The sequence below is a fragment of the Sulfitobacter sp. HGT1 genome, from assembly GCF_013282155.1.
Taxonomy (GTDB): Bacteria; Pseudomonadota; Alphaproteobacteria; order Rhodobacterales; family Rhodobacteraceae; genus Sulfitobacter.
The window spans coordinates 280,270-303,344 of record NZ_BLWI01000012.1; the positions used below are offsets into that span (position 1 = coordinate 280,270).

The 23,075-nt window shown below is 58.5% G+C and carries 29 protein-coding genes; 20 read left to right on the top strand and 9 right to left on the bottom strand.

What is annotated here, in order from left to right; genetic code table 11:
• The first annotated feature begins 55 nt into the window (after positions 1 to 55).
• Positions 56 to 826, top strand: a complete 771-nt coding sequence (locus HGT1_RS14845) for an FCD domain-containing protein (protein WP_176250724.1) — start codon at positions 56 to 58, stop codon at positions 824 to 826.
• A gap of 74 nt (positions 827 to 900) precedes the next feature.
• Here the strand turns inward: HGT1_RS14845 and HGT1_RS14850 are convergent, their stop codons facing one another.
• From HGT1_RS14850 to HGT1_RS14870, 5 genes are all read right to left on the bottom strand, one after another.
• Complete coding sequence (locus HGT1_RS14850; RefSeq protein ID WP_176250725.1) at positions 901 to 1,461, bottom strand: F0F1 ATP synthase subunit B; 561 nt, start codon at positions 1,459 to 1,461, stop codon at positions 901 to 903.
• 3 nt (positions 1,462 to 1,464) lie between these two features.
• Entirely contained in the window at positions 1,465 to 2,016 is a 552-nt protein-coding gene (locus tag HGT1_RS14855; protein WP_176250726.1) for a F0F1 ATP synthase subunit B', read from the bottom strand.
• An 86-nt stretch (positions 2,017 to 2,102) separates the two neighbouring features.
• On the bottom strand, positions 2,103 to 2,339 hold the full coding sequence (locus HGT1_RS14860; protein ID WP_008227326.1) for a F0F1 ATP synthase subunit C: 237 nt from the start codon (positions 2,337 to 2,339) through the stop codon (positions 2,103 to 2,105).
• A 67-nt stretch (positions 2,340 to 2,406) separates the two neighbouring features.
• Complete coding sequence (locus tag HGT1_RS14865) at positions 2,407 to 3,165, bottom strand: F0F1 ATP synthase subunit A (RefSeq protein WP_176250727.1); 759 nt, start codon at positions 3,163 to 3,165, stop codon at positions 2,407 to 2,409.
• A 1-nt stretch (position 3,166) separates the two neighbouring features.
• Positions 3,167 to 3,496 (bottom strand): AtpZ/AtpI family protein, encoded by a 330-nt coding sequence (locus HGT1_RS14870; protein ID WP_176250728.1) that lies wholly within the window; start codon positions 3,494 to 3,496, stop codon positions 3,167 to 3,169.
• Positions 3,497 to 3,747: 251 nt separating this feature from the next.
• Between HGT1_RS14870 and HGT1_RS14875 the strand changes: the two genes are divergently transcribed.
• Entirely contained in the window at positions 3,748 to 4,104 is a 357-nt protein-coding gene (locus tag HGT1_RS14875; RefSeq protein WP_176250729.1) for a helix-turn-helix transcriptional regulator, read from the top strand.
• Positions 4,105 to 4,321: 217 nt separating this feature from the next.
• On the opposite strand, the gene HGT1_RS14880 is transcribed toward HGT1_RS14875, so the two are convergent.
• Both HGT1_RS14880 and HGT1_RS14885 read right to left on the bottom strand, forming a co-directional pair.
• Positions 4,322 to 5,221, bottom strand: coding sequence for a DMT family transporter (locus HGT1_RS14880; RefSeq protein ID WP_176250730.1), 900 nt, complete (start codon positions 5,219 to 5,221; stop codon positions 4,322 to 4,324).
• On the bottom strand, positions 5,221 to 6,096 hold the full coding sequence (locus HGT1_RS14885) for a LysR family transcriptional regulator (RefSeq protein WP_176250731.1): 876 nt from the start codon (positions 6,094 to 6,096) through the stop codon (positions 5,221 to 5,223). Before HGT1_RS14885 ends, HGT1_RS14880 begins: the two co-directional genes overlap by 1 nt.
• A gap of 131 nt (positions 6,097 to 6,227) precedes the next feature.
• Between HGT1_RS14885 and HGT1_RS14890 the strand changes: the two genes are divergently transcribed.
• The 13 genes from HGT1_RS14890 to HGT1_RS14950 all read left to right on the top strand — a co-directional run bounded on the left by HGT1_RS14890 (position 6,228) and on the right by HGT1_RS14950 (position 16,024).
• Positions 6,228 to 6,821 (top strand): FMN-dependent NADH-azoreductase, encoded by a 594-nt coding sequence (locus tag HGT1_RS14890; RefSeq protein ID WP_176250732.1) that lies wholly within the window; start codon positions 6,228 to 6,230, stop codon positions 6,819 to 6,821.
• A 204-nt stretch (positions 6,822 to 7,025) separates the two neighbouring features.
• Positions 7,026 to 8,525 (top strand): signal recognition particle protein, encoded by a 1,500-nt coding sequence (gene ffh, locus HGT1_RS14895; protein ID WP_176250733.1) that lies wholly within the window; start codon positions 7,026 to 7,028, stop codon positions 8,523 to 8,525.
• A 151-nt stretch (positions 8,526 to 8,676) separates the two neighbouring features.
• Entirely contained in the window at positions 8,677 to 8,973 is a 297-nt protein-coding gene (locus tag HGT1_RS14900) for a chorismate mutase (RefSeq protein ID WP_176250734.1), read from the top strand.
• 44 nt (positions 8,974 to 9,017) lie between these two features.
• A complete protein-coding gene (gene rpsP, locus HGT1_RS14905; RefSeq protein WP_176250735.1) occupies positions 9,018 to 9,419 on the top strand; it encodes a 30S ribosomal protein S16 in 402 nt (133 codons plus the stop codon).
• Positions 9,420 to 9,720: 301 nt separating this feature from the next.
• Positions 9,721 to 10,242: a ribosome maturation factor RimM gene (gene rimM / locus HGT1_RS14910; protein WP_176250736.1), complete on the top strand. Its 522-nt coding sequence runs from the start codon at positions 9,721 to 9,723 to the stop codon at positions 10,240 to 10,242.
• 9 nt (positions 10,243 to 10,251) lie between these two features.
• Positions 10,252 to 11,061, top strand: coding sequence for a hypothetical protein (locus tag HGT1_RS14915; RefSeq protein ID WP_176250737.1), 810 nt, complete (start codon positions 10,252 to 10,254; stop codon positions 11,059 to 11,061).
• A complete protein-coding gene (locus HGT1_RS14920; protein WP_176250738.1) occupies positions 11,061 to 11,849 on the top strand; it encodes a hypothetical protein in 789 nt (262 codons plus the stop codon). Before HGT1_RS14915 ends, HGT1_RS14920 begins: the two co-directional genes overlap by 1 nt.
• A complete protein-coding gene (gene trmD, locus HGT1_RS14925; RefSeq protein ID WP_176250739.1) occupies positions 11,846 to 12,685 on the top strand; it encodes a tRNA (guanosine(37)-N1)-methyltransferase TrmD in 840 nt (279 codons plus the stop codon). Before HGT1_RS14920 ends, trmD begins: the two co-directional genes overlap by 4 nt.
• Positions 12,682 to 13,641 carry a phosphoribosylaminoimidazolesuccinocarboxamide synthase gene (locus HGT1_RS14930; protein ID WP_176250740.1) on the top strand — a complete coding sequence of 320 codons (960 nt, stop codon included), beginning with the start codon at positions 12,682 to 12,684 and terminating at the stop codon, positions 13,639 to 13,641. The genes trmD and HGT1_RS14930 overlap by 4 nt, the downstream gene beginning before the upstream one ends.
• A gap of 236 nt (positions 13,642 to 13,877) precedes the next feature.
• Positions 13,878 to 14,261 carry a 50S ribosomal protein L19 gene (gene rplS / locus HGT1_RS14935; RefSeq protein ID WP_176250741.1) on the top strand — a complete coding sequence of 128 codons (384 nt, stop codon included), beginning with the start codon at positions 13,878 to 13,880 and terminating at the stop codon, positions 14,259 to 14,261.
• A gap of 11 nt (positions 14,262 to 14,272) precedes the next feature.
• Positions 14,273 to 14,494 (top strand): 50S ribosomal protein L31, encoded by a 222-nt coding sequence (gene rpmE, locus HGT1_RS14940; RefSeq protein WP_093731702.1) that lies wholly within the window; start codon positions 14,273 to 14,275, stop codon positions 14,492 to 14,494.
• A 233-nt stretch (positions 14,495 to 14,727) separates the two neighbouring features.
• Positions 14,728 to 15,009, top strand: coding sequence for a hypothetical protein (locus HGT1_RS14945; RefSeq protein ID WP_176250742.1), 282 nt, complete (start codon positions 14,728 to 14,730; stop codon positions 15,007 to 15,009).
• 205 nt (positions 15,010 to 15,214) lie between these two features.
• Positions 15,215 to 16,024, top strand: a complete 810-nt coding sequence (locus tag HGT1_RS14950) for a division plane positioning ATPase MipZ (protein ID WP_176250743.1) — start codon at positions 15,215 to 15,217, stop codon at positions 16,022 to 16,024.
• Here the strand turns inward: HGT1_RS14950 and HGT1_RS14955 are convergent.
• Together HGT1_RS14955 and HGT1_RS14960 are read right to left on the bottom strand one after the other, a co-directional pair.
• Positions 16,014 to 16,883: a DMT family transporter gene (locus HGT1_RS14955; RefSeq protein ID WP_176250744.1), complete on the bottom strand. Its 870-nt coding sequence runs from the start codon at positions 16,881 to 16,883 to the stop codon at positions 16,014 to 16,016. The genes HGT1_RS14950 and HGT1_RS14955 overlap by 11 nt on opposite strands.
• 26 nt (positions 16,884 to 16,909) lie before the next feature.
• Positions 16,910 to 17,359 carry a MarR family winged helix-turn-helix transcriptional regulator gene (locus tag HGT1_RS14960; RefSeq protein ID WP_176250745.1) on the bottom strand — a complete coding sequence of 150 codons (450 nt, stop codon included), beginning with the start codon at positions 17,357 to 17,359 and terminating at the stop codon, positions 16,910 to 16,912.
• Between the two features lie 118 nt (positions 17,360 to 17,477).
• On the opposite strand from HGT1_RS14960, the gene hmgA reads away from it, so the two are divergent.
• The 5 genes from hmgA (at position 17,478) to HGT1_RS14985 (ending at position 22,931) form a co-directional block, all read left to right on the top strand.
• Positions 17,478 to 18,791 carry a homogentisate 1,2-dioxygenase gene (gene hmgA / locus HGT1_RS14965; RefSeq protein ID WP_217902988.1) on the top strand — a complete coding sequence of 438 codons (1,314 nt, stop codon included), beginning with the start codon at positions 17,478 to 17,480 and terminating at the stop codon, positions 18,789 to 18,791.
• A gap of 46 nt (positions 18,792 to 18,837) precedes the next feature.
• Positions 18,838 to 20,091, top strand: a complete 1,254-nt coding sequence (gene fahA, locus HGT1_RS14970) for a fumarylacetoacetase (protein ID WP_176250747.1) — start codon at positions 18,838 to 18,840, stop codon at positions 20,089 to 20,091.
• Positions 20,092 to 20,172: 81 nt separating this feature from the next.
• A complete protein-coding gene (locus HGT1_RS14975; RefSeq protein ID WP_176250748.1) occupies positions 20,173 to 21,123 on the top strand; it encodes an MBL fold metallo-hydrolase in 951 nt (316 codons plus the stop codon).
• Between the two features lie 12 nt (positions 21,124 to 21,135).
• Positions 21,136 to 22,740, top strand: a complete 1,605-nt coding sequence (locus HGT1_RS14980; RefSeq protein ID WP_176250749.1) for an FAD-dependent oxidoreductase — start codon at positions 21,136 to 21,138, stop codon at positions 22,738 to 22,740.
• The gene (locus HGT1_RS14985) at positions 22,737 to 22,931 is read left to right on the top strand and encodes a DUF2783 domain-containing protein (RefSeq protein ID WP_176250750.1); all 195 of its coding nucleotides are present in this window, start codon (positions 22,737 to 22,739) and stop codon (positions 22,929 to 22,931) included. Before HGT1_RS14980 ends, HGT1_RS14985 begins: the two co-directional genes overlap by 4 nt.
• Positions 22,932 to 23,075 lie beyond the last annotated feature (144 nt).

The window sequence follows — 23,075 nt, forward strand, 5'->3', positions numbered from 1 at the left end:
ACATTGCCGCCACCTGCTCGTGGTCATATATTTTGACCAATTCAAGAGGGACCCAATGCCATTTAAACCCGTATCATCTGAAAAGCTGTCACATGCTGTGGTCCGGCAGGTAGAGCAACTGATCTTGCGCGGGATCCTGCGCCCGGGGGAACGCCTGCCTGCCGAACGCGAATTGGCCAAGCGCCTTGACGTGTCGCGCCCCTCGTTGCGCGATGCGATTGCGCAGCTTGAACAGTCGGGGCTTTTGACCGCCAAGCCTGGCGCGGGGGTCTATGTGGCCGATGTGCTGGGCGGGGCCTTTTCACCGCCCCTGATCGAACTGTTTGCCCGTCATGACGAGGCCGTGTTCGACTATCTGTCATTCCGCCGCGATATGGAAGGGCTGGCGGCAGAGCGCGCAGCGCGTTTGGCATCAGACACCGACCTGAAAGTTGTAGATACGATTTTCAGCAAGATGGAGGCGGCCCAAGACAAGCGGGCGAACGAGGACGAGGCGCAACTGGATGCGCAGTTCCACATGGCGATTATCGAGGCGAGCCATAATGTCGTGATGCTGCATATGATGCGGTCGATGTACGACCTGTTGCAGGGCGGCGTATTTTACAACCGCCAGGTGATGTTCAAACAGCGGACCACACGTTCGGCCCTGCTGGACCAGCACCGCAGCATCAATGACGCCCTGCAAGCACGCGATCCGGCAGGCGCGCGGATGGCCGTGGAGGCGCATTTGAACTATGTCGAAAACGCCCTGCGGGACCAGCAACGCGCCGAGCGCAACGAAGTCGTCGCACACCAACGCCTGCAGCACGAAACGCAGCAAGACTGATTAAGAACGAGACGTCCGGAAACGAAAAAAGGCCCCGGAGAAACTCCGAGGCCTTTTCGTCAGGAGTGAAAAGCTTAGTGCAGCTTTGCATCTACATCCGCGATGGCGCTGTCGATCAGGGCATTGCCTTCTGCGGCAGTCATCTTCTTGGCGATGACATCCTTGGCAGCGGCGATTGCGATCACGATGGCTTGGTCGCGTACTTCTTTCACGGCAGCAGCCTGAGCAGATTCGATCTGTTCTTCGGCAGCAGCCAACCGGCGTACGATGGATTTCTCCAGGTCAGCGCGGGCTTGTGCGGCAGCTTCGGTTGCTTCTGCTTTGGCAGCCGTCACGATCCGGTCGGCCTGATCTTTTACTTCTTGTTGCTTGCGCTCGTAGCTGGCCAGAAGCGTCTGCGCTTCTTCGCGAAGGGCACGTGCCTCCTCCAGTTCCGACTTGATCCCGTCAGCCCGCTTGTCGAGCATGCCCGACAGCAAGGATGGCACTTTGAAATAGAACAAAACGCCGATGAACAGGATGAAGGCCAACAACACGATAAAATCTGTGTTTTTCAGCGAAAAGAAAACGTCGCCCGCTGCAAAAGCCGGTGATGCCACCAAACCTGCAATCAAAGCTGAGAAAGTCAAACGCATGGCTTATCCTTTCATCCGGGCTTCGACGGCCGCGGAAACAGTTTTCGCATCTGCGGAACCACCCAAGGCTGCAACAATCGCCTGAGCGGTGTCTTTCGCCACCTCTTCGACGTTCTGCATCGCACCTGCGCGAATTTCGGAGATCGCTTTTTCGGATTCAGCAGCTTTCGCGGCAATCTCTGCGTCTGCTGTCACAATCGCTTTGTCGAGATCGGCTTGAATGTCTGCTTTGGCGGCTGAGATGATACGCTGCGCTTCTGCGCGGGCATCGATCAGGGCCTTGTCATAAGCTGCTTCTGCCTCTGTTGCCTTGACCTTGAGGTCTTCGGCAGCAGCGATGTCATTGGTGATCGTGCCCTGGCGTTCAGCCAGAACAGAACCGATGCGTGGCAAAGCAATGCGGGACAGAATGAAGTAAATCGCAACAAGTGCTACGACCAGCCAGAAGATCTGGTTGCCGAACCATTCGCCGCAAAGTTGGGGCATGCCAATGGCACCGCCGAATTCGCTAACGCATGTGCCAGCGACTTCCATATCAAGTGGTTCAGTTGCCATTATGGCCTCCTGTCAAAACGTTCAAATCCCTTGGGCAGCGCGCCGTAACGCGCTGCCCGAAGCGTAAGGAAGTGTCAGTCTGACGCTTAAACGGCGAACATCAACAGCAGAGCAACGAGGAACGAGAAGATCCCCAGGGCTTCTGCAAACGCGATGCCGATGAACAGTGTTGCAGTCTGACCAGCAGCTGCCGAAGGGTTGCGAAGTGCGCCGGCAAGGTAGTTGCCTGCGACGTTGCCCACACCGACTGCCGCGCCGCCCATGCCCATGCATGCCAGACCCGCGCCAATGTATGCGCCCATTTGTACGATATCGCCTTCCATGAGAATTCTCCTTACGATGGAATTGAGGTGATGAAGTGGGGCAGGTCAGAATGACCCACGCCCGTTGTTAGTGATGCGGATGAAGCGCGTCTTTCAGATAGACACACGTCAAGATGGTGAACACGTAGGCCTGGATAAAGGACACCAGGATTTCGAGACCGTACATCGCGGTGATCGCGACGATGGAAAACGGTGCGATGGCAGCGATCGCGGCAAAGCCGGCGAAAACCTTGATCACAGCGTGACCGGCCATCATGTTACCCGCCAAACGAATGGAGTGGCTGACGGGGCGCACGAAATACGAGATGATTTCGATCAGTGCCAGAATGGGGCGCAACGCGAGCGGTGCGCTGGAGACCCAGAACAGGCTCAGGAACGAAGCGCCGTTCTTGACGAAACCAAGGATGGTGACACCAAAGAATACTGCAAAGGCCATGACCGCGGTAACTGCGATATGCGACGTTGGCGTGAAGGCCATTGGCAGCAGGCCAAGGAAGTTGGAAAAGACGATGAACATGAACAAGGTCATGATGTAGGGGAAATATTTGACCCCGTCTTTGCCACAGATGTCTTCGACCATCTTGTAGATAAAGCCGTAAGCAAGTTCGCCTACCGACTGCATCCGCGTTGGAACAACCGACCGCTTGGAGGTGCCCAGAACCAGCAAGGCAAACACTGCAAGAACGGCCAGTGCCATCCAGACGGTTGCGTTGGTGATTGTGTACCAAGAAACAGCGCCGTCGCCGAAGAACGGCTTAACGATGAACTGATCCATCGGGTGGAAAACCAAGCCGCCCGCTTCTTCGCCGTGTGCTTCTGCCGCCATGTCAGGGCCCTTTATCTTCTTCGACCGTTTCGGCCATCTTCTTTTCCTGGATTTCCTGCGCAGAGCGGAGCATCGTCTTTACCCCGGCCGCAAGGCCCAGCATCACAAACAGCACCATAAACAACGGGAGCGTTCCAAAGAACCAGTCCAACGTGTATCCGATGCCAAAACCGATCCCAAGACCGGCGCAAAGTTCAATCACCATCCGCCAGGCAAGCGATGCCTGAGAATAATGTTCATCTACTCGGGGTTTCGGCTCTTGAGCCTTCTTTGCCGCTGCAATCTTTGCCTCAAGCTGCTCTAGTCGCTGCTGTTGGTCCGGATCGGTCACGCCAAATATCCCTTTGGATGTGTTGGTGCTTAGCTACTTTCACTACCCATCCGAGTCAACAGGTTACCAAATCGAATTAACCCGTTGATTTTGAACGATTTGGCATTTCGAAAGCTGCGACAAATCGTCAATCACGGTATCCAGAACCCCTGCAAACGCGCCCGTTTATTATTCAACCTTTTGGTTGAGGATACGATCCGCTATGGATAGCCAACACCATTCCCGCCCCTGAACAGAAGTACCCAAATCAGATGTCCGCCCTGTTAGACGCAATCTTTGCCGCCCTGGCCGACCCGACCCGTCGGGCGATCCTATCCATGCTTCTTGAGGACGACATGGCGGTAACGGACGTAGCCGAACCATTCGACATGTCGTTGGCCGCGATTTCGAAACACCTGATCGTGCTGGAACGGGCGGGCCTGATCGCACAGGAAAAACGCGGGCGTCTGAAGTGGTGCAAACTTGAACCCTCGGCGCTAAAGCTGCCATCGGTGTGGATGCAGGGGTTCGGTCAGTTTGACCCGATAAATCTGGATGATTTTGAGAAATTCTTGGCAGCGGAGATCAAAACGGGATCGTCAGACGCTAGCGGGGAAGAGCCGGAGTAGTTTAAGTAGTTTAACTGGCTCTTCCATGACGAGGTATTACACGGAAGAGCCAGGCGTGATGTAGTTAGATGATGCCGAACGCAAAGCGCAAAATGGCAAGAACAACTACAACCAAACCAACTAGATAAATAATGCTACGCATTTAACCATTCCTTTATGAACTTTCTGTGATCCAAACTCGGGAATGCGCACAATGGTTCCAGCGATTGTGCGTTTATTAATCACTTTTGCCGATAACCTCATCATTTCGCAGCAAAAGATATAGCGCAAGAATGGTAAGCGAAACGCCCCCGAACACGATCGGTGTCGGCGCACCGTTCCCCAATGCGATCTCCCACAGGATCACCCAGCTTGGCGTCAGATAGGTATAGGCCATCACCTTGGCCGAGGGCAGCCTGAGCGACGCAAACTGAAGCAAAACAAAGGTGGCAGAGGACGCGGCCACAGCCACGTAAAAGATCGTGATCCAGACGATAAGCGGCAGCGCCAGCCAGTCGGTTCCCAACACGTCCCGCCAACCATAGATGAACAATAACGCCCCACCACCGATCAAGGTGCCCAGCGTGAACACCACCGCCGGTTCGCCCCTGTTCAGCTTGCGCACCATCGGCGTATAAAGCGCGTGACTGACGCAGCCCACGAAATACACCGCCTCGCCGCGCCCGACTTCGAACCCTTGCAGGGCCGCAAGGTCGGCGCGAAAGATCACCCAAAGCGCCCCGACTGCTCCGATCGCCAGCGCCATAGCCATCCGCAGCGTGGTCTTTTGCCGTAACAACAGCCAGCCGAAACCGGCGGCAATGATCGGCGTCAGGGTAAACACCGCTGCCGCACTGACCGGACGGGCGGTCTTTAGCCCCTCGAACATCAGCACGAAATAGACAGCGAACAAACCGCCCAAAATCACATAGCGCCACGGCGCACGGCCTGCCTCGCGGGTGATCCCCGTTGTTGCGGCAACCGCGACTGCAATCACAACCCCCGCAATCACGAACCGTGCCGCATTCAACGCAGCAGGCGATATCATGTTCGCCGACATCGACCCCAATGAAAACGACCCCGCAACAAGGGCCGAAAACGTCAGCATCGCCAAATGCCCCTGAAGATCAGACCTCATTAAGCGGCACCCTTCGCACTGTCTTTCAGGAACTTCAAAATCGCCTGCACCTTGGGGGTTCGGTGCAAATCCACATGGCTCACCAGCCAAAGCGGCGAATCCCATTCAGACAACTGCGGATGTATCTCGACAAGGTCAGGGTTTTTCAGACCGTCCTCGTAGCCCATGAACCCGATCCCGGCACCGTTCAAAATGGCTTCGGTCAGGGCATTGGTATCCAGACAGCGAAAGGTCATCGCACTTTTCGGAACAACCGCCTGCATCCACTTAAAGAACGGTGCCCGCATCTGCATGTCATCGTGGCTGACAAACCGGTGGTTGCCATACTCCTCGACCCCGGACGGCTTGCCGAATTTCTCGATATAGCTGCGGTGGGCAAACAGCCCGACCTTTAGCGTCTTGAAGGGCTGCACAACATTGTCCGGCTGCTCTGGCACATTGCCCGCACGGATCGCGACATGGGCCTCGCCGTATTCAAGGCGGAACAAGCGTTCGCCGGTCAGAAAACGAATGGAGATATCCGGGTTCTTCTTTTGAAAGGCAACCAGCAAGGGCGTCACCCAACCCACAATCTCAAGCAGGGATGTGATCACCAACTCACCCGATACGTTCTCGCCCCGCCCTTTGATCCGGCTGGCAAGCTGGCTGAACTGGTCATTGGTCGCCTCTGCCACCCGCAACAGGTCTTCGCCTGCCTCGGTCGCTTTGTACCCGCGGGCATGGCGCTGGAACAACTTGACCGCCAGCCGCGATTCCAACGCATCAATATGACGGATCACCGTCGCATGATGCACGCCCAGAACCTCGGCAGCCCCACTGACAGTGCCCATGCGCGCCACCTGATAGGCGGTCTTGATCTCGTCCCAGTTATCCATCACGCCACCCCGTTCAATCCGGATTTATGTGCAAATTCGAACACTTCACCCGCATTTTCGCAAGTTGTGTTCGCCCGTGCAAGGCGCATTTAACAGGTGTCAATCAAATTCCTAATAAAGGACCTCCTCCCATGTCTATCTTGCGTATCGATTCATCTGCCAACACCACCGATTCCGTGACCCGCGCCCTGACGGACCGTATTGTCGCCAAACTGGGCGATAGTGATGTGACCGTCCGCGACCTTGCCCATGAACCGCTGCCACAAATCACCCAGACCTGGGCGGTCGCGCGTGTCACCCCCGAGGCCGACCGCTCCGCCGAACAGATCGAGGCGCTGGCCGAATCCGACAAACTGGTGGCCGAACTGCTGGCCGCAGATACCATCGTCATCGGTGCCCCCCTCTATAACTTCAGCGTGCCTGCATCCCTGAAAGCCTGGATTGATCTGGTCGCACGTGTGGGCGTTACATTCCGCTACACCGAAACCGGCCCCGAAGGTCTGGTCAAAGGCAAACGCGTGATCATCGCCATGGCATCGGGTGGCGTTCCCGCCGGCTCCGAGGCGGATTTCAACACCGGCTACCTGAAGGCTGTGCTTGGCTTTATGGGGATGACCGACGTTACAATCGTATCCGCCGACGCATTGGCCAAAGACCCCGAAGGCACGATCGAGCGCGCCAATAACGCCATCGACGGGCTGGCTCCGGTCGCCAAAGCAGCCTGACCAGCCAAAACGACGGGCGGGTTGACTCAAACCCGCCCCTCACTTAAACGACCCACAAATCCCGGAAGCACTATGCCTTCCGGTCTCTGGCGCGGCCAGAGATCGCCCCCCACCAGCGTGTTACGCCCGTGGGGGCATTTGTGTATTTAACGCGGGCTTCCTAGATTAGGATCATCCGCAACCGACCGAAGGGGGCCATGGCCCATGTTTGAGAACCTATCCGAACGCCTTTCCGGCGTCTTTGACCGCCTCACCAAACAAGGTGCGCTGTCCGAAGAAGACGTCAAAACCGCCCTGCGCGAAGTCCGCGTCGCCCTGCTTGAGGCAGACGTTTCCCTGCCCGTCGCCCGTGATTTCGTCAAAGCCGTCCAGGACAAGGCCACAGGTCAGGCGGTCACCAAATCGATCACCCCCGGCCAGCAGGTCGTCAAAATCGTCCATGACACCCTGATCGATGTGCTGCGCGGCGAAGGCGAACCCGGTGCGCTGAAAATCGACAATGCCCCCGCCCCGATCCTGATGGTCGGCCTGCAAGGCTCCGGTAAAACCACCACGACCGCGAAACTGGCGAAACGTCTCAAGGACCGCGACGGCAAGCGCGTGCTGATGGCATCGCTTGACGTCAACCGCCCCGCCGCGATGGAACAGCTTGCGATCCTCGGCGTGCAAATCGGCGTCGACACCCTGCCCATCGTCAAGGGTGAAAACCCCGTCCAGATCGCCAAACGCGCCAAGACCCAAGCCGCAATGGGCGGCTACGACGTCTACATGCTCGACACCGCTGGCCGTTTGTCCATCGACGAAGAACTGATGCAACAGGTCGAAGCCGTCCGTGACGTTGCCAACCCGCGCGAAACCCTGCTGGTGGTCGATGGCCTGACCGGTCAGGACGCCGTGCAAACGGCTGAAAACTTCAACGACCGCATCGGCATTTCCGGCGTCGTGCTGACGCGTATGGACGGTGACGGTCGCGGCGGTGCAGCCCTGTCCATGCGCGCGGTCACCGGCAAGCCGATCAAATTCGTCGGCCTTGGCGAAAAGATGGACGCGCTCGAAACCTTTGAACCCGAACGCATCGCGGGCCGCATCCTTGGCATGGGTGACATCGTCGCCCTCGTCGAAAAGGCGCAGGAAACCATCGAGGCCGAACAAGCCGAAAAGATGATGCGCCGCATGGCCAAAGGTCAGTTCAATATGAACGACCTGAAAATGCAGCTCGAACAGATGCTCAAGATGGGCGGCATGCAAGGCATGATGGGCATGATGCCCGGCATGGGTAAAATGGCCAAACAGGTCGAAGAAGCCGGCTTTGACGACAAGGTCCTCAAACACCAGATCGCCCTGATCCAGTCGATGACCAAAAAGGAACGCGCCAACCCCGCGCTGCTGCAAGCCAGCCGCAAGAAACGGATCGCCAAAGGTGCCGGCCTCGAAGTCTCCGAACTGAACAAACTGATGAAGATGCAGCGCCAGATGGGCGACATGATGAAAAAGATGGGCAAAATGGGCAAAGGCGGCATGCTCAAACAGGCCATGAAAGGCATGATGGGCGGCAAGGGCGGCATGGACCCGGCCGCAATGGCCCAGGGCATGGACCCAAAAGCCCTCGAAGCCGCAGCCAGACAAATGGGCGGCAAACTGCCCGGCATGGGCGGCGGCATGGGCCTGCCCGGCGGGCTGTCCGGCTTCGGGAAAAAGAAATGACCCCGATTTCGTTTTGCCAAATAAACTCCCGCCGGAGGCATCCCGCCCTCGCAACACCCACACCGCCGCGCGGGCTGGCTCACCTTGCCCCCTGCGCCAAGAATGTCGTCGCGCGCCAGCGCGCCCGCATCCTAACGAAAAAGGCCACCGTATGACCGACGCCGTGACCCGCGCTGCGGAAATCCTCAAAGGCCACCGCGCCAGCATCGACCGGCTTGATGCCATCCTCGTCTATACCTTGGGCGAGCGGTTCAAACACACCCAGGCTGTGGGGAAACTCAAAGCCGAACACGACCTTCCCCCGTCCGATCCGGATCGCGAAGCGAACCAGATTGCCCGGCTCGAAGATTTGGCGAAAGAGGCTGACCTCGATCCCGAATTTGCCAAGAAGTTTCTGAACTTCATCATCGCTGAAGTCATTCAGCACCACAAAAGCCACCAATCGTAGGGTGGGGTTCACCCCACCACGCCTAACCCTAAAGGAAACACATCATGTCCATGAAAATTCGTCTCGCCCGTGGCGGTTCCAAAAAGCGCCCTTTCTACCGCATCGTTGCTGCCGACAGCCGCATGCCACGTGATGGCCGCTTCATTGAAAAGCTGGGCACATACAACCCGTTGCTGGCCAAAGACAGCGAAGATCGCGTGACAATGAACGTCGAGCGCGTTCAGTACTGGATGAGCAAGGGCGCACAGCCAACAGACCGTGTTGCACGCATGTTGGAAGCCGCTGGCGTTACCCCAAAGACAGAGCGCAGCAACCCCAAGAAGGGTGCACCGGGCAAGAAAGCCACAGCGCGCGTCGAAGAGAAAGCCGCCAAGGCAGCCGCCGCAGCAGAAGCCGCAGCAGCACCGGCCGAAGCACCTGCCGCAGACGAAGCAGCAGCAGAATAATCAAACGGTTTCCCGGCGCGGTTTTCGCTGCGCCGGGATCCAACAGGTATATTTGACAGTCAGCATTCCTTTGCCAATCCTGCCGGTCCGATGTACTTTACCATCATTCCATTACCGACCGCGTCCTGACGTTGTCCCCGACCCGAAAGCCGATCATGTTCCGATTGCTGCGTCTCGTTCTTGTTCTTGGCATAGGTATCGCCATTGGCATCTGGTTTGAACGCATGTTGATGAAAAGCGAATGCACGGCCGGCGAAGGCCAATGGACCGGCACAATCTGTCTGGATTCGGAGTTACTGCAATGAGCGAAAAAGTATCAGTCGGTGCGATTGCCGGATCTTACGGTGTACGCGGCGAATTGCGCATCAAAAGCTATTGCGCGGTTCCCGAAGACATCGAAAACTACAGCCCCCTGACATCCGAAGACGGCAAACGCAGCTTTGCAATCGCCCTTGTGCGCCCGATCAAGAACGGCTTTGTTGCCCGCATCACCGATGTCACCTCCAAGGAGGAAGCGGACGCCCTGCGCGGCACCGTGCTTTATGCGGACCGCGACCAGCTGCCCTCGTTGCCCGATGATGAATTCTATCACGCCGATCTGATCGGGCTTGAGGTGTTCGACACCGGCGGCACCTTGATCGGCAAGGTCAAAACCGTCCAGAACCACGGCGCGGATGATCTGCTGGAAACGCAGCTCGCGGGCACTTCGGCCACTGTGTTCCTGCCGTTCACCAAGGCGGCGGTGCCGACGGTCGATCTCGCCTCCGGTCGGATCATCGCCGATCCCCCCGACGGGATACTCCCCGATGCCAAGGCTGACTAACCGTTCTGCATGTTTCTGCCCGATACGGGCCTATCGCGCGTGACGCAGGTCATCGTACATCCGGGGTTTCACAAAACCGGCACCTCCACCTTGCAAGCCTCCCTCAGGGCGAACCGCGACACCCTTGCCCCGGATATCCGGATTTTTCTGGATCAGGATATTCCCGGCCTGTCGGGTGCCGCCAAGGGCTATTCCGCCAGCCGCACTGACCTTGATCTGGGCCTGGTCCTCTACGAGGCCGCCTTGATCGCCGAACAGATCAATCCGGCCCCCCGCACACTCATCCTCAGCTCGGAAAGCCTGTGTGGCTATATCCCCGGCCGCAATGGCGTGCAGGATTACCGCGCAGCCCCCGATCTGCTGACAGCAATTTGCACCGCATTTGCGCAAACGCGCCCCGACGCAAAACTAACCTTCCTCTTTTCGACGCGCAGCCCTGAAGATTGGCTGGAAAGTTGTTATGCCCAACATCTGCGCGCCTCTCGTATGAAGCTGGACAAACAGGATTATGTCGAAACGTTCAGACCCTCTTCAAACCTGACCCAAGTGGTCACGGACTGCACTGCCGCGCTGCCTTTGGCGTGTCTTGCCAGCATCCGGCTTGAGGACTGCGCAAAAACCAGACTGGGTATGCTGGACAGCCTGCTGGATCTGGCAGACTATCCCGACAGCAAACGCAGCGCCTTGTCGCCAGCACCCGTCACAAACAGGGCACCCTCGCCCGCGCAACTTTCGGCGTTGCTTGACATCAACCGCTCGGGCCTGAGCGATCAGGACGCCTGCGCCGCACGTCTGAAACTGAACAGGGAAATCGTCTGATGCCGCGCCGGATTATCCTGCACACCGGATTTCACAAAACCGGCACGACCAGCCTGACCTCAACCTTGCGCGCCAACCGTGCGGCGCTCAAGCGGCATGTTGCCCTGCGCCTGCCCCCTCAAATGCGCGAGCTGATCAGCGCCACGCGCGGTTATTCGACATGGCGCGACCCGCTGACCCTGATCAAGGCCGAAACCCGGTTTCACGCCTTGCTGGAGGATTTACCCGCAATGCCCCGCCGCAGCTTGATCATTACGTCCGAAGAACTGGGCGGCCACCTGCCCGGCCGTGGCGATCTGATGGATTACAGTGCCATGCCGATCATCCTGTACAGTTTCTGGACCATCGCAAAAGCCAAGTTTCCCGCAGCGGACATCCAGATTTACCTGTCCACCCGCAAGCCCGCAGACTGGCTGGTCTCGGCCTATTGGCAGCATGTGAAATCATCCTCCATGACGCTGGACCTTGAGGCGTTTGTTGAAAAGTACCACGCTGCCGGCGATCTGGACTTCATGGTTAATGAAATCGCCAGCCGCGTCCCCTGCCCGACCCATCACTGCGCCATCGAAGACAGCAAGCACCGTCCGCTTGGCCCCGCCGACCCGCTGCTTGATCTGTGCGACATCCCCCAAGACCTGCGCGACAGCCTGCAGCCCGCGCCTGCCCAGAATATCCGGCCCGACATGGAAACCTTGTTGGCCTTGCTCGACGTCAACAGAACTGTCAAAGACCCCGAAAACCGCATGGCCACCAAAAAGGCCATTCTGGAAAAGGCCAATGTGACATGACAACACCGCCGGACAAGACGACCGACCCCGATCGCCCCAGGCAGGCCCGTTCCCACGGTCGCCAATCGGTACGCCCGACACTGAAACCACGCGAATTGATGCAGGACACGCCCGACTATGCCGGCGTCTGGCGGGCTGAAATCGTGACCTTGTTTCCCGAACTCTTTCCCGGTGTGCTGGGGGCCAGCCTGACGGGCCGCGCCCTGCAAGAAGGCAAATGGCAGCTGCGCACCCACGATCTGCGCGACTATGGCATCGGCAAACACCGCAATGTCGATGATACGCCCGCAGGCGGCGGTGCCGGCATGGTCATGCGCGCCGATGTGGTTGGCCCCGCAATCGAAGCGGCGATGGCCGGGGCCGCAGGGCGTTGGCCGATCCTGTACATGTCGCCGCGCGGACGGCGTTTTGATCAGGCGATGGCCGCCGATCTTGCCACCTGTTCAGGCGTGACCATGCTGTGCGGCCGGTTCGAGGGCGTCGACGAACGTGTGATCGAACATTACGGCATTACCGAAGTGTCCTTGGGTGATTTTGTGATGACCGGTGGTGAACTCGCCGCGCAGGCGATGATCGACGCCACCGTGCGCCTGCTGCCCGGCGTGCTGGGAAATGCCGATAGCACGGTCGAGGAAAGCCACTCCTCCGGCCTGCTGGAACACCCGCAATACACCCGCCCCGCCGAATGGAAGGGCCGCGAGATACCGCCCGTCCTGATGTCGGGCAACCACGGCGAAATCGCCAAATGGCGGCTTGCCCAAGGCGAGCTGCTGACACAGCAGCGCCGCCCTGATATGTGGGCAAAATACACGCCAAAACCAAAAGGCAAATCATGACAGACCTGACCCGCACCCTTGACCACGCCCGCATTGACGAACTTCCGAACCCCTATTTCGGCAAGGTGCGTGATTGCTATGATCTGCCAGACGGTCGCCGCATCCTGATTTCCTCCGACCGGATATCGGCATTCGACCGCATCCTGACGGCGATCCCGTTCAAGGGTCAGGTTCTGACCCAAACCGCACGGTTCTGGTTTGATCGCACCGCCGACATCTGCCCCAACCATGTGTTGGAATATCCCGACCCCAACGTGGTGATCGGCAAACGCCTGACCATCCTGCCGGTCGAAATTGTCGTGCGTGGCTATCTTGCGGGTTCCACCGGCACATCCGTTCTGACGCTCTACAAAAAGGGCGAACGCCAGATGTACGGCCACAGCTTCCCCGATGGTCTGCGCGACAACCAGGCGCTGCCCCACCCGATCATCACCCCCACCTCCAAAGAATTCGACGGCGGCCATGACGCCCCGCTGACCGAGACCGAAATCGTTGAACAGGGCCTGCTGACCCAGGCGCAATGGGACCAGATCAGCGATATCGCGCTGCGCCTGTTTGCCCGCGGTCAGGAAATGGCAGCCAAGAATGGTCTGATCCTGGTCGATACCAAATATGAATTCGGCACCGATGCAGACGGGAATATCCTGCTGGCCGATGAGATTCACACCCCCGACAGCTCGCGGTTCTGGTTGGCGGACGGCTATCAGGCGGCACTGGAAAACGGCACCCGCCCCCCGTCTTTTGACAAGGACGTGATCCGGTCCTGGGTCGATGCCCGCTGCGATCCCTACAAGGATGACATTCCCGAAATTCCGGCAGAACTGATCGCGGCGACGTCTCAGGTTTATATCGACGCCTATGAGGCGATCACCGGCCAGAAGTTTGTGCCCAACATGGATGGCGACACCGTATTGGACCGCGTACGCAGCAATCTGGCCCCGTATTTCACCACCTGAAAGGCGACGACGTTAGGCGGTGATACCCTCTTGATCCAGCGGGGCATCCGACCTATACGACGCCTAAGTCTGGAATCGCTTTCGCGGCTCCAGCCTTTTCTGCTTTCGCAGAAATCCAAAGCAAAGACGATGCTATCTTCGATGGGCTGCCACGGCAGGCCCGCCAGACAGACCGAAGCTATGGGATCGCGCAAAACTTCGTGGACTAACCGCGAGCATTCATAGGAGACGATCAGATGAACCTGATTGCACAGATCGAGGCGGAACAAATCGCCGAACTGGGTAAAGTGATCCCAGATTTCCGCGCCGGAGACACCATCCGCGTGGGCTTTAAAGTGACCGAAGGTACACGTACCCGCGTTCAGAACTACGAAGGCGTCTGCATTGCACGCAACAACGGCCACGGCATTGCCGGTTCGTTCACCGTGCGCAAGATTTCCTTTGGTGAAGGCGTAGAGCGCGTATTCCCGCTGCACTCCACCAACATCGACAGCATCGAAGTCGTCCGTCGTGGTCGCGTTCGTCGCGCCAAGCTGTACTACTTGCGCAGCCGTCGTGGTAAATCGGCACGGATCGTCGAGAACGCCCATTACAAGCCAAAATCTGGCGCGAACGCGTAAGGAGAGCTGTCATGAAAGCCGATACACACCCCGAATACCACACGATCAACGTCAAAATGACCGACGGTACGATCTTGGAAATGAAATCGACCTACGGCAAAGAAGGCGACCAGCTTTCGTTGGATATTGACCCCTCCGTGCACCCTGCATGGAACGGCGGCACATCCCGTTTGATGGACACCGGCGGCCGCGTGTCCAAGTTCAAGAACAAATATGCAGGTCTGGGCTTCTAAACCCTTCTGCTTTTGTCGAACAAATGATGGCGTGTCCTTTTCGGGCGCGCCATTTTTCATTTCTCCGCCCCTATTTTAAGATGTCATTTTCCGGTCAGCGACACCGCCCAAGGCGGTAAATTCCGCCCGCCCCCGCAACGCTCAAATATTTCAGGAACCATTCGATATCTGTTTAGGTTTTGGAAAGACATTCGCGTCACCTTTGCTTTTGTCTTCCTCAGAAAGGTTCCCTGATGACCACGTCTTGCCTCTCCCTTCGCGCTGATCCGGTGGGCACCCCGGCCCCGCGACACGCCCAAACCCCGCGCGGCCCGTCTGGGGAATTGAACCGGCCCGATGCGGATCAAAACAGCCTGTGGTCGCAAGACCTGACAGCGGCCCGAAACCTGCTGAACCAACGCCAATACGCGCAAGCGCTGGTTCTGGCCGGGGCCTTGCAACGGCTTCATGGCGACAGGAATGAACTCTGCGATGTGATCTCGGCCTGCCGCAGCCAACTTGAACTACAGGACTGACGGCTCTCGCATCGTGCCAAAGGGAAACAGGCGGGAACGCCAGCAGTCGGATTGCAAATCGCAACACGTGGAAAAAATGCGTGCAACACCCTGATACAATAACCACAATCTGGACGCGCAAGTGCTTCCAAATGCGCCATATCTACCATATGGTTTACGGCAATGTGGCCCCGGCAAAGTCGGGGAGTAAAAGGGACAGCTTGCAATGGCGCATATTATCGTCGTCGGAAATGAAAAAGGCGGAGCGGGCAAATCGACCGTTTCAATGCATGTCGCGACCGCCCTTGCGCGGATGGGCCACAAGACCAGCGTCTTGGACCTGGACCTGCGCCAGCGCACCTTCGGGCGCTTCGTTGATAACCGCAAATCCTTTCTTGCGTCGGCTGAACTTGATCTGCCTTCCCCCGTCATGCACGAGCTGCCCGAAGTCGAAGCAGACGCCCTCAAGCCCGGTGAAAACATTTACGATCACCGCCTGAGCGCCGCGATTGCCGAACTTGAACCAGTGAGCGATTTCATCCTGATCGACTGCCCCGGCTCGCACACACGGCTGAGCCAGGTTGCACATTCGCTGGCCGATACGCTGATCACGCCGCTGAACGACAGCTTTATCGACTTTGACCTGCTGGCCCATACCGACGCCAGCGGCGACAAGATCACCGGCCCGTCGGTCTATTCCGAAATGGTCTGGAACGCGCGGCAACTGCGTGCCCAAGCCGGGCTTGACCCGATTGACTGGATCGTCGTGCGCAACCGCATGGGCGCGCAGCGCATGGTCAACAAAGACAAGATGGAACGCGCCATCCTCAACCTGAGCAAACGCATCGGATTCCGCATCGCGCCCGGCTTTAACGAGCGTGTGATTTTCCGTGAATTGTTCCCGCGCGGGCTGACCCTGCTGGACCTCAAGGACATTGGCGTCAAACAGTTGAACATCTCGAACGTGGCAGCCCGTCAGGAACTGCGCGACCTGATGAAGGCGCTGAAATTGCCGGGCGTTGAAATCAACTTCTGATCCGTTTCCGGCGGGTCAGGGCGATCATGTTCGACGCGAATAGCGCCGCAATGACCACTGACCCGCCGACCAGCGCATAGCGGCCCGGGTCTTCGCCCACCACAGCCCAGACCAGCAGCGGTGCAAGCACCGATTCCAGCAACACCAGCAACCCGACCTCGGCCGAGGTGATGTAGCGCGGACCAAGCGCAAGAAACATCGAGCTGAACATGATGAACACACCGTGGGTTAGCACCAGCGGTGCCTGATCAACCGGCATAGCCAGTGGATGCGCAAAAGGCGCGATCAACGCGGCACCGATCAGATAGGCCAACCCCACCCCCGGCACCATCGAAATGGCCTTTGCGTGGCGCGCCGCTGTCAGACCCGCCGCAAACAAGGCGGACACCGCCAGCGCAAGCAAATCCCCGACAAGGCTCGCATGGGCCGTTTCCCCCGATCCGTAGGCAATGATCGCGATGCCGACCATGACAACAGCAATGGTGATCAACATGCGCCGGCTGATCGGTTCGGCCAGAAATATCCGGCTATAGACCGTGGCGAAGATAGGTAACGACGCAAGAATAAACACCACATTGGCAACCGACGTCAGACTGACCGCCAGCACAAACAAGACCCCGCTTGCCCCGGTGCCGACCATATATACCAAACCGTAACGGCCAGTTTTCAGCACCGCCCGAAACGGCCCCGTTCCTTTGGTCAGCAAAATCCAACAGCAAATCAAACCGCCCGCCAGTGCCAGCCGCCAAAAGGCGATCGTCAACGGGGCCGCATCGATCAGCCGCACAAACAGCGAATCCGGCACCACACACAGGATGCCGATCAGGGTAATCAAAAGGCCGCGGGCTTGATCATTCATCCGCTATCGGTGACGCCAAGCACGGCTCAAGTAAAGCCCGCAGGACGTTTGCCCGACAGTTTCACCAACATCTTTTTCAGCGCTGCCCGTTCCGCCTCGTTCAAATCTGCGGTCAAATCCCAGTCATACCGCTGGGCAACCTGATGCAGATCGTCATAAGCCGCCTGCCCCTGTGCCGTCAGGGCCAGATGTTCGACCCTGCGGTCGGCATCATCGCGCGCGCGCGTCACAAACCGGCGCTCGGTCAGTTTTTGCACCGCGCGGCTGATCTTGGTCTTGTGCATATTGGCACGCGCGCCGATCTCGCTTGCGGTCATGCGCCCGTACAACCCCAGATGGAACAGCACCCGCCATTCAGTCCTCAGCATCCCGTAGCGGTCTTTATAGATTTGCTGGAACTCCAGACTGCTTGCCTCGGCTGCCTGGTTCAACAGATAGGGCAGGAACTGATTTAACTGGAAATTGTCGTCAGGCATGTAAACGGACCGCTTGTTAGTTACAAAAACAACTATTACAAACGCAACATATTTTGCAAGGGAGGCTTTCGTGAACCGCCAAGTAACCCCATCAGACCTGACATCCGCCACCAGCCCGATGGGAACAACCATCGGCTACATGCCCGGTTTCGGTAATGATTTTGAGACCGAAGCCCTGCCCGGTGCCCTGCCCCAAGGCATGAACAGCCCGCAAAAATGCAATTACGGTCTGTATGGCGAACAACTGTCAGGCACCGCGTTCACCGCCCCCAGCCACCAGAACGAACGCACATGGTGCTACCGCATCCGGCCTTCGGTAAAGCATTCACACCGTTACGAAAAAATCGACCTACCCTATTGGAAATCCGCGCCGCATATCCCGCAGGATGTGACCAGCCTTGGCCAGTATCGCTGGGATCCGGTGCCGCATTCGACCGAGAAACTTACATGGCTGACCGGCATGCGCACCATGACCACCGCAGGTGATGTGAACACCCAGGTCGGCATGGCCAGCCACATCTATCTGGTCACCGACAGCATGGTCGACGCGTATTTTTACTCCGCTGACAGTGAATTGCTGATTGTCCCGCAGGAAGGCCGTTTGCGCTTTTGCACCGAACTGGGCGTGATCGACCTTGAACCAAAGGAAATCGCGATCATCCCGCGCGGTCTGGTCTACCGCGTCGAAGTGATCGAAGGCCCGGCGCGCGGCTTTGTCTGCGAAAACTACGGTCAGAAATTCGAACTGCCCGGTCGCGGCCCCATCGGTGCCAATTGCATGGCCAACCGCCGGGATTTCAAGACCCCCGTCGCCGCTTTCGAAGACCGCGACGCACCCTCAACCGTCACCATCAAATGGTGCGGCCAGTTCCACGAAACCAAGATCGGCCATTCACCTTTGGACGTCGTCGCGTGGCATGGCAATTACGCACCCGTGAAATACGACCTGCGCACCTATTGTCCCGTCGGCGCGGTGCTGTTCGACCATCCCGACCCGTCGATCTTTACCGTGCTGACCGCAGCGTCCGGCGTCGAAGGCACCGCGAACATCGACTTTGTCCTGTTTCGCGAACGCTGGATGGTCGCCGAAGACACTTTCCGCCCCCCATGGTACCATAAAAACGTGATGTCCGAAATGATGGGCAACATCTATGGCCAATACGATGCCAAACCCAAAGGGTTCATCCCCGGCGGCCTGTCCCTGCACAACATGATGCTGCCCCACGGCCCCGACAAAAATGCCTTCGAAGGTGCGTCCAACGCGGACCTGAAAGCGGAAAAGCTCGACAACACCATGTCTTTCATGTTCGAAACGCGGTTCCCGCAACACCTGACCGAATTCGCAGCGAAAGAGGCCCCTTTGCAGGATGACTACATCGACTGCTGGGACAACCTCGAGAAAAAGTTCGACGGCACACCGGGCAAGAAATAATCGCTGACGCACAGACTGCGCAGGCACAAGAATTCAAGGACTGACCATGACCCTACTCACTTCATGGGTGGAAAGCGCGAACAGCGCCGACACCGATTTCCCTCTCAACAACCTGCCCTACGGCGTGTTCTCGACCGACAGCCTTGAGCCACGTTGCGGAGTGGCCATTGGTGACATGGTGCTGGATATGGCAGCCCTCGAGGCCGAAGATCTGGTTTTGCTGCATTTCGATCCGGTCTTTGACGTCCCCTACTGGAACGACGTGATGGACCTTGGCCCTAAAGCATGGGCGACCCTGCGCGCGCGCTTGATCGAACTGCTGTCCTCCGGCAGCGCAGATCAGGCCAAAGTCGCACCGCATCTTGTGCCGATGTCCGACATCCGCCTGCACATGCCGCTGGTGGTCTCGGAATACACCGATTTCTACGCAGGCCGCCACCACGCCACCAATGTAGGCACCATGTTTCGCGGTGCCGAAAACGCGTTGCCACCGAACTGGCTGCACATTCCCATCGGCTATAACGGCCGCGCCTCGACCGTGGTTGTTTCGGGCACCGATATCCGCCGCCCCAACGGGCAGCTAAAGGCCCCTGACGCCGATGCGCCGAGCTTTGGTCCCTGCAAGCGCCTTGATATCGAACTCGAGATGGGGGCCATCGTCGGCACCTCTACCGAAATGGGCGATACCATCAGCGTCGCGGAAGCCGATGAAATGATCTTTGGCTATGTCCTGCTCAACGATTGGTCCGCGCGCGACATTCAAGCGTGGGAATACCAGCCGCTCGGCCCGTTCCAGGCCAAAGCGTTTGCCACCTCCATCTCTCCCTGGATCGTGACAACCGCAGCGCTTGAACCCTTCCGCACCTCGACGCCCGAGCGGGAAAAGGAACTCCTCCCCTATCTGCAAGAACCAAAACCGATGCTCTATGACATCGACCTGTCGGTGCTGATCCAGCCCCAGGGTGGCACGCAGGAAGTCCTCGCGCGGACCAATTACAATACGATGTATTACTCTGCTCCCCAGCAACTGGCCCACCACGCATCTTCGGGCTGTTCGATGAACGCGGGCGATCTGCTCGGCTCCGGCACCATCTCCGGCCCCGAGAAAAACGAACGCGGCAGCCTGCTGGAACTCAGCTGGGGCGGCAAGGAACCGATCACCCTGTCCGATGGCACCACCCGCAGCTTTGTCGAGGACGGCGACACCATGATCCTCACCGGCCACGCCCAGGGTGACGGCTACCGCATCGGGTTCGGGGCCTGCTCCGGCACGATCCTCCCCGCGAAAACCCTCTCCTGACCCCGCTTCATTTTGCCAGATAAACTCCCGCCGGAGGCATCCCAGATCGCCCCGCGCACCGACGTTCAAAAAGGAACACCAATGTCCAAGAAATTCGCCTCCCAAGGGGATATGACCGAAAAGAAAATCTCCTTCACCGAAGTGGGCCAAGACCTCTGGGCCTTCACCGCCGAAGGCGACCCGAACTCCGGCGTGATCATCGGCGATGACAGCGTCATGATCATCGAGGCCCAAGCTACCCCACGCCTTGCCAACAAGGTCATCGAAAAAGTCCGCGAAGTCACCGACAAGCCCATCAGCCATGTCGTGCTGACCCACTACCACGCCGTGCGCGTCCTCGGGGCCTCGGCTTTCAACGCAGACCAGATCATCATGTCCGAAATGGCACGTGGCATGGTCAATGAACGCGGGCAGGAAGACTGGGACAGCGAATTCCAACGCTTCCCCCGCCTGTTCGAGGGCCATGAATCCATCCCCGGCCTGACCTACCCCACCACCACCTTCAACGACCGCATGACCGTCTACCTTGGCAACCGCCGCGTTGACCTGATGCACTTGGGTCGCGCCCACACCGCTGGCGATATCGTGGTTCATGTCCCCGATGAAAACGTCATGTTTACCGGTGACATCGTCGAATATCACTCTGCCTGCTACTGCGGCGACGGCTATTTCGCCGATTGGGGCAATACGCTGGACGCGATCAAAGCCTATGATGTCTCGGCCATCGCGCCGGGTCGTGGTGACGCGCTGGTCGGTGCCGACATGGTCAACGCCGCCATCGAAAACACCCGCGACTTTGTCGAAAGCACCTACCGCCCCGCCGCCCGCGTCGCAGCGCGCAACGGCACGCTAAAAGACGCATGGGATGCCGTACGCGCCGAATGTGACCCGAAATTCGCCGATTACGCGATCTACGAACATTGCCTGCCCTTCAACGTCGCCCGCGCCTATGACGAAGCCCGCGGCATCAGCCACCCCCGCATCTGGACCGACAAGCGCGACATCGAAATGTGGGAACAACTGCAAAGCTGATCGGAACAGACAATGGCCTACGACTACGCCCCTTTCCCCTACACGCCACCCCCCGGCCTGACACAGCCCGAACCACGGCACCGCGTCGTCATCGTGGGCGCAGGCCCCATTGGGCTGGCCATGGCGATCGATCTGGCACAACAGGGAATCGCCTCCGTTGTGCTGGACGATAACAATGTGGTGTCGGTGGGGTCGCGCGCGATCTGCTGGGCGAAACGGACGCTCGAAATCTTTGACCGTCTTGGCGTTGGCGAACGGATGCTGGCCAAAGGCGTGACATGGAAAGTGGGCCGCAATTTCCACCACAACGAACAAGTCTACGCCTTTGATCTGCTGCCCGAACCGGGCCATAAATACCCCGCCTTCATCAACTTGCAGCAATATTATGTCGAACAATACCTCGCCGAACGCGCGCAAGACTTCCCCGACCTGATCGACCTGCGTTTCCTCAACAAGGTCACAGACCACGCCGATCACGGCGACCACGTCACCCTCGACATCACCACCCCCGACGGCAACTACACGCTCGAGGCTGACTACTACCTCGCCTGCGACGGCGCAGGATCGGCAACACGCACCCGCATGGACCTGCCGTTCAAGGGCCAAACCTTCGAGGAACATTTCCTGATCGTTGACGTGGAAATGGAAACCTCGCCCTTCGGCAACCACGACACGCCCGAACGGTGGTTCTGGTTCAATCCGCCTTTCCACAACGGCCAATCCGCGCTGTTGCACAAACAGCCCGACAATATCTACCGCATCGACCTGCAACTCGGCCCCGACACCGACCCGCAGATAGAAGCGACCGAAGCCAAAGTCATCCCCCGCATCAAGGCCATCGTTGGCGACACCCCCTTCCGCCTCGACTGGATGAGCGTCTATAAATTCCGCTGCGCCAAACTGGACCGCTTCGTGCATAACCGCGTGATCTTTGTCGGCGACAGCGCCCATGTGGTCAGCCCCTTTGGCGCGCGTGGCGGCAACGGTGGCATTCAGGATCTGGACAATCTGGGCTGGAAACTCGCCGCTGTATTGCAAGGCAAGGCCGCGCAATCGCTGCTCGAGACCTATAACACCGAACGGGTGCACGGCTCTGCCGAAAACATCCTGAACTCGTCGCGCGCGACGAATTTCATGACCCCCAAATCCCCGATCGAAGCCCTCTTTCGCGATCAGGTGCTCGACCTCGCCGCCGATCACCCCTTTGCCCGCAAACTGATCAACTCCGGCAGGCTGTCCCAACCCTGTACCCTTGCCGAATCCCCGCTGCAAACCCCGGGGGATGCCCCGGTTCCACCCGGCACACCGCTGCTCGACGCCCCGATCCTGGACGCGCAGGGCCCGGCCTGGCTGTTGTCCAAAGCACAGGGCAGCTTCACCCTTTTGACCGCTGGCCCGGCATATCTTCCCGATATTGCAGGCATCGCACGGATCGGCATCAACCAATCCAACGACTACCCCTGCTACCGCTCCGAAGACGGGCATGTCGAAACCCGCTATGGCACAGTTAAAATCTACCTTCTGCGCCCCGACGGCCATGTCTGCGCGGTGTTCGACACCCCAGACCCAACCGCAATCATCGCGGCCCGCGACCGCGCTCTGGGAGCAACATTATGATCCTCGATGACAAGCTCGGCCGCGATGCAGACGCCTTCTACAACGCGCTCATGGATGCCCATGAAGGCCTCGATGAAACCGAAAGCCACGCGCTGAACGCGCGACTGGTGCTGATTTTCGCGAATGAAATCGGTGATCTGGACAGGCTCAAAACCCTGTTGACCACAGCACGGCAAAACACGACATCCTGACTTCTCTGGCTCTCAAATATCCCCGCCGGAGGCACGCATCTGCCTCTGGCAGATGCAAAATATCGTGCAGCGCGCCAGCGCTTCCTTAGGCTTCCCCACAACGTCACCGATGAAACCCCCGAAACCCCGGCTTTGCCCATCGCG

Excerpts from the sequence above, each read along its gene's own strand:
- HGT1_RS14860 (WP_008227326.1), bottom strand. The coding sequence starts at position 2,339 with ATGGAAGGCGATATCGTACAAATGGGCGCATACATTGGCGCGGGTCTG.
- HGT1_RS14865 (WP_176250727.1), bottom strand. The coding sequence starts at position 3,165 with ATGGCGGCAGAAGCACACGGCGAAGAAGCGGGCGGCTTGGTTTTCCAC.
- HGT1_RS14875 (WP_176250729.1), top strand. The coding sequence starts at position 3,748 with ATGTCCGCCCTGTTAGACGCAATCTTTGCCGCCCTGGCCGACCCGACC.
- HGT1_RS14915 (WP_176250737.1), top strand. The coding sequence starts at position 10,252 with ATGTTTCTGCCCGATACGGGCCTATCGCGCGTGACGCAGGTCATCGTA.
- HGT1_RS14930 (WP_176250740.1), top strand. The coding sequence starts at position 12,682 with ATGACAGACCTGACCCGCACCCTTGACCACGCCCGCATTGACGAACTT.
- ffh (WP_176250733.1), top strand. The coding sequence starts at position 7,026 with ATGTTTGAGAACCTATCCGAACGCCTTTCCGGCGTCTTTGACCGCCTC.
- HGT1_RS14950 (WP_176250743.1), top strand. The coding sequence starts at position 15,215 with ATGGCGCATATTATCGTCGTCGGAAATGAAAAAGGCGGAGCGGGCAAA.
- rpmE (WP_093731702.1), top strand. The coding sequence starts at position 14,273 with ATGAAAGCCGATACACACCCCGAATACCACACGATCAACGTCAAAATG.
- trmD (WP_176250739.1), top strand. The coding sequence starts at position 11,846 with ATGACAACACCGCCGGACAAGACGACCGACCCCGATCGCCCCAGGCAG.
- HGT1_RS14985 (WP_176250750.1), top strand. The coding sequence starts at position 22,737 with ATGATCCTCGATGACAAGCTCGGCCGCGATGCAGACGCCTTCTACAAC.
- HGT1_RS14920 (WP_176250738.1), top strand. The coding sequence starts at position 11,061 with ATGCCGCGCCGGATTATCCTGCACACCGGATTTCACAAAACCGGCACG.
- HGT1_RS14960 (WP_176250745.1), bottom strand. The coding sequence starts at position 17,359 with ATGCCTGACGACAATTTCCAGTTAAATCAGTTCCTGCCCTATCTGTTG.
- HGT1_RS14980 (WP_176250749.1), top strand. The coding sequence starts at position 21,136 with ATGGCCTACGACTACGCCCCTTTCCCCTACACGCCACCCCCCGGCCTG.
- HGT1_RS14975 (WP_176250748.1), top strand. The coding sequence starts at position 20,173 with ATGTCCAAGAAATTCGCCTCCCAAGGGGATATGACCGAAAAGAAAATC.
- HGT1_RS14850 (WP_176250725.1), bottom strand. The coding sequence starts at position 1,461 with ATGCGTTTGACTTTCTCAGCTTTGATTGCAGGTTTGGTGGCATCACCG.
- HGT1_RS14885 (WP_176250731.1), bottom strand. The coding sequence starts at position 6,096 with ATGGATAACTGGGACGAGATCAAGACCGCCTATCAGGTGGCGCGCATG.
- HGT1_RS14845 (WP_176250724.1), top strand. The coding sequence starts at position 56 with ATGCCATTTAAACCCGTATCATCTGAAAAGCTGTCACATGCTGTGGTC.
- fahA (WP_176250747.1), top strand. The coding sequence starts at position 18,838 with ATGACCCTACTCACTTCATGGGTGGAAAGCGCGAACAGCGCCGACACC.
- rpsP (WP_176250735.1), top strand. The coding sequence starts at position 9,018 with ATGTCCATGAAAATTCGTCTCGCCCGTGGCGGTTCCAAAAAGCGCCCT.
- HGT1_RS14880 (WP_176250730.1), bottom strand. The coding sequence starts at position 5,221 with ATGAGGTCTGATCTTCAGGGGCATTTGGCGATGCTGACGTTTTCGGCC.
- hmgA (WP_217902988.1), top strand. The coding sequence starts at position 17,478 with ATGGGAACAACCATCGGCTACATGCCCGGTTTCGGTAATGATTTTGAG.
- HGT1_RS14945 (WP_176250742.1), top strand. The coding sequence starts at position 14,728 with ATGACCACGTCTTGCCTCTCCCTTCGCGCTGATCCGGTGGGCACCCCG.
- HGT1_RS14955 (WP_176250744.1), bottom strand. The coding sequence starts at position 16,883 with ATGAATGATCAAGCCCGCGGCCTTTTGATTACCCTGATCGGCATCCTG.
- HGT1_RS14855 (WP_176250726.1), bottom strand. The coding sequence starts at position 2,016 with ATGGCAACTGAACCACTTGATATGGAAGTCGCTGGCACATGCGTTAGC.
- HGT1_RS14900 (WP_176250734.1), top strand. The coding sequence starts at position 8,677 with ATGACCGACGCCGTGACCCGCGCTGCGGAAATCCTCAAAGGCCACCGC.
- rimM (WP_176250736.1), top strand. The coding sequence starts at position 9,721 with ATGAGCGAAAAAGTATCAGTCGGTGCGATTGCCGGATCTTACGGTGTA.
- HGT1_RS14890 (WP_176250732.1), top strand. The coding sequence starts at position 6,228 with ATGTCTATCTTGCGTATCGATTCATCTGCCAACACCACCGATTCCGTG.
- rplS (WP_176250741.1), top strand. The coding sequence starts at position 13,878 with ATGAACCTGATTGCACAGATCGAGGCGGAACAAATCGCCGAACTGGGT.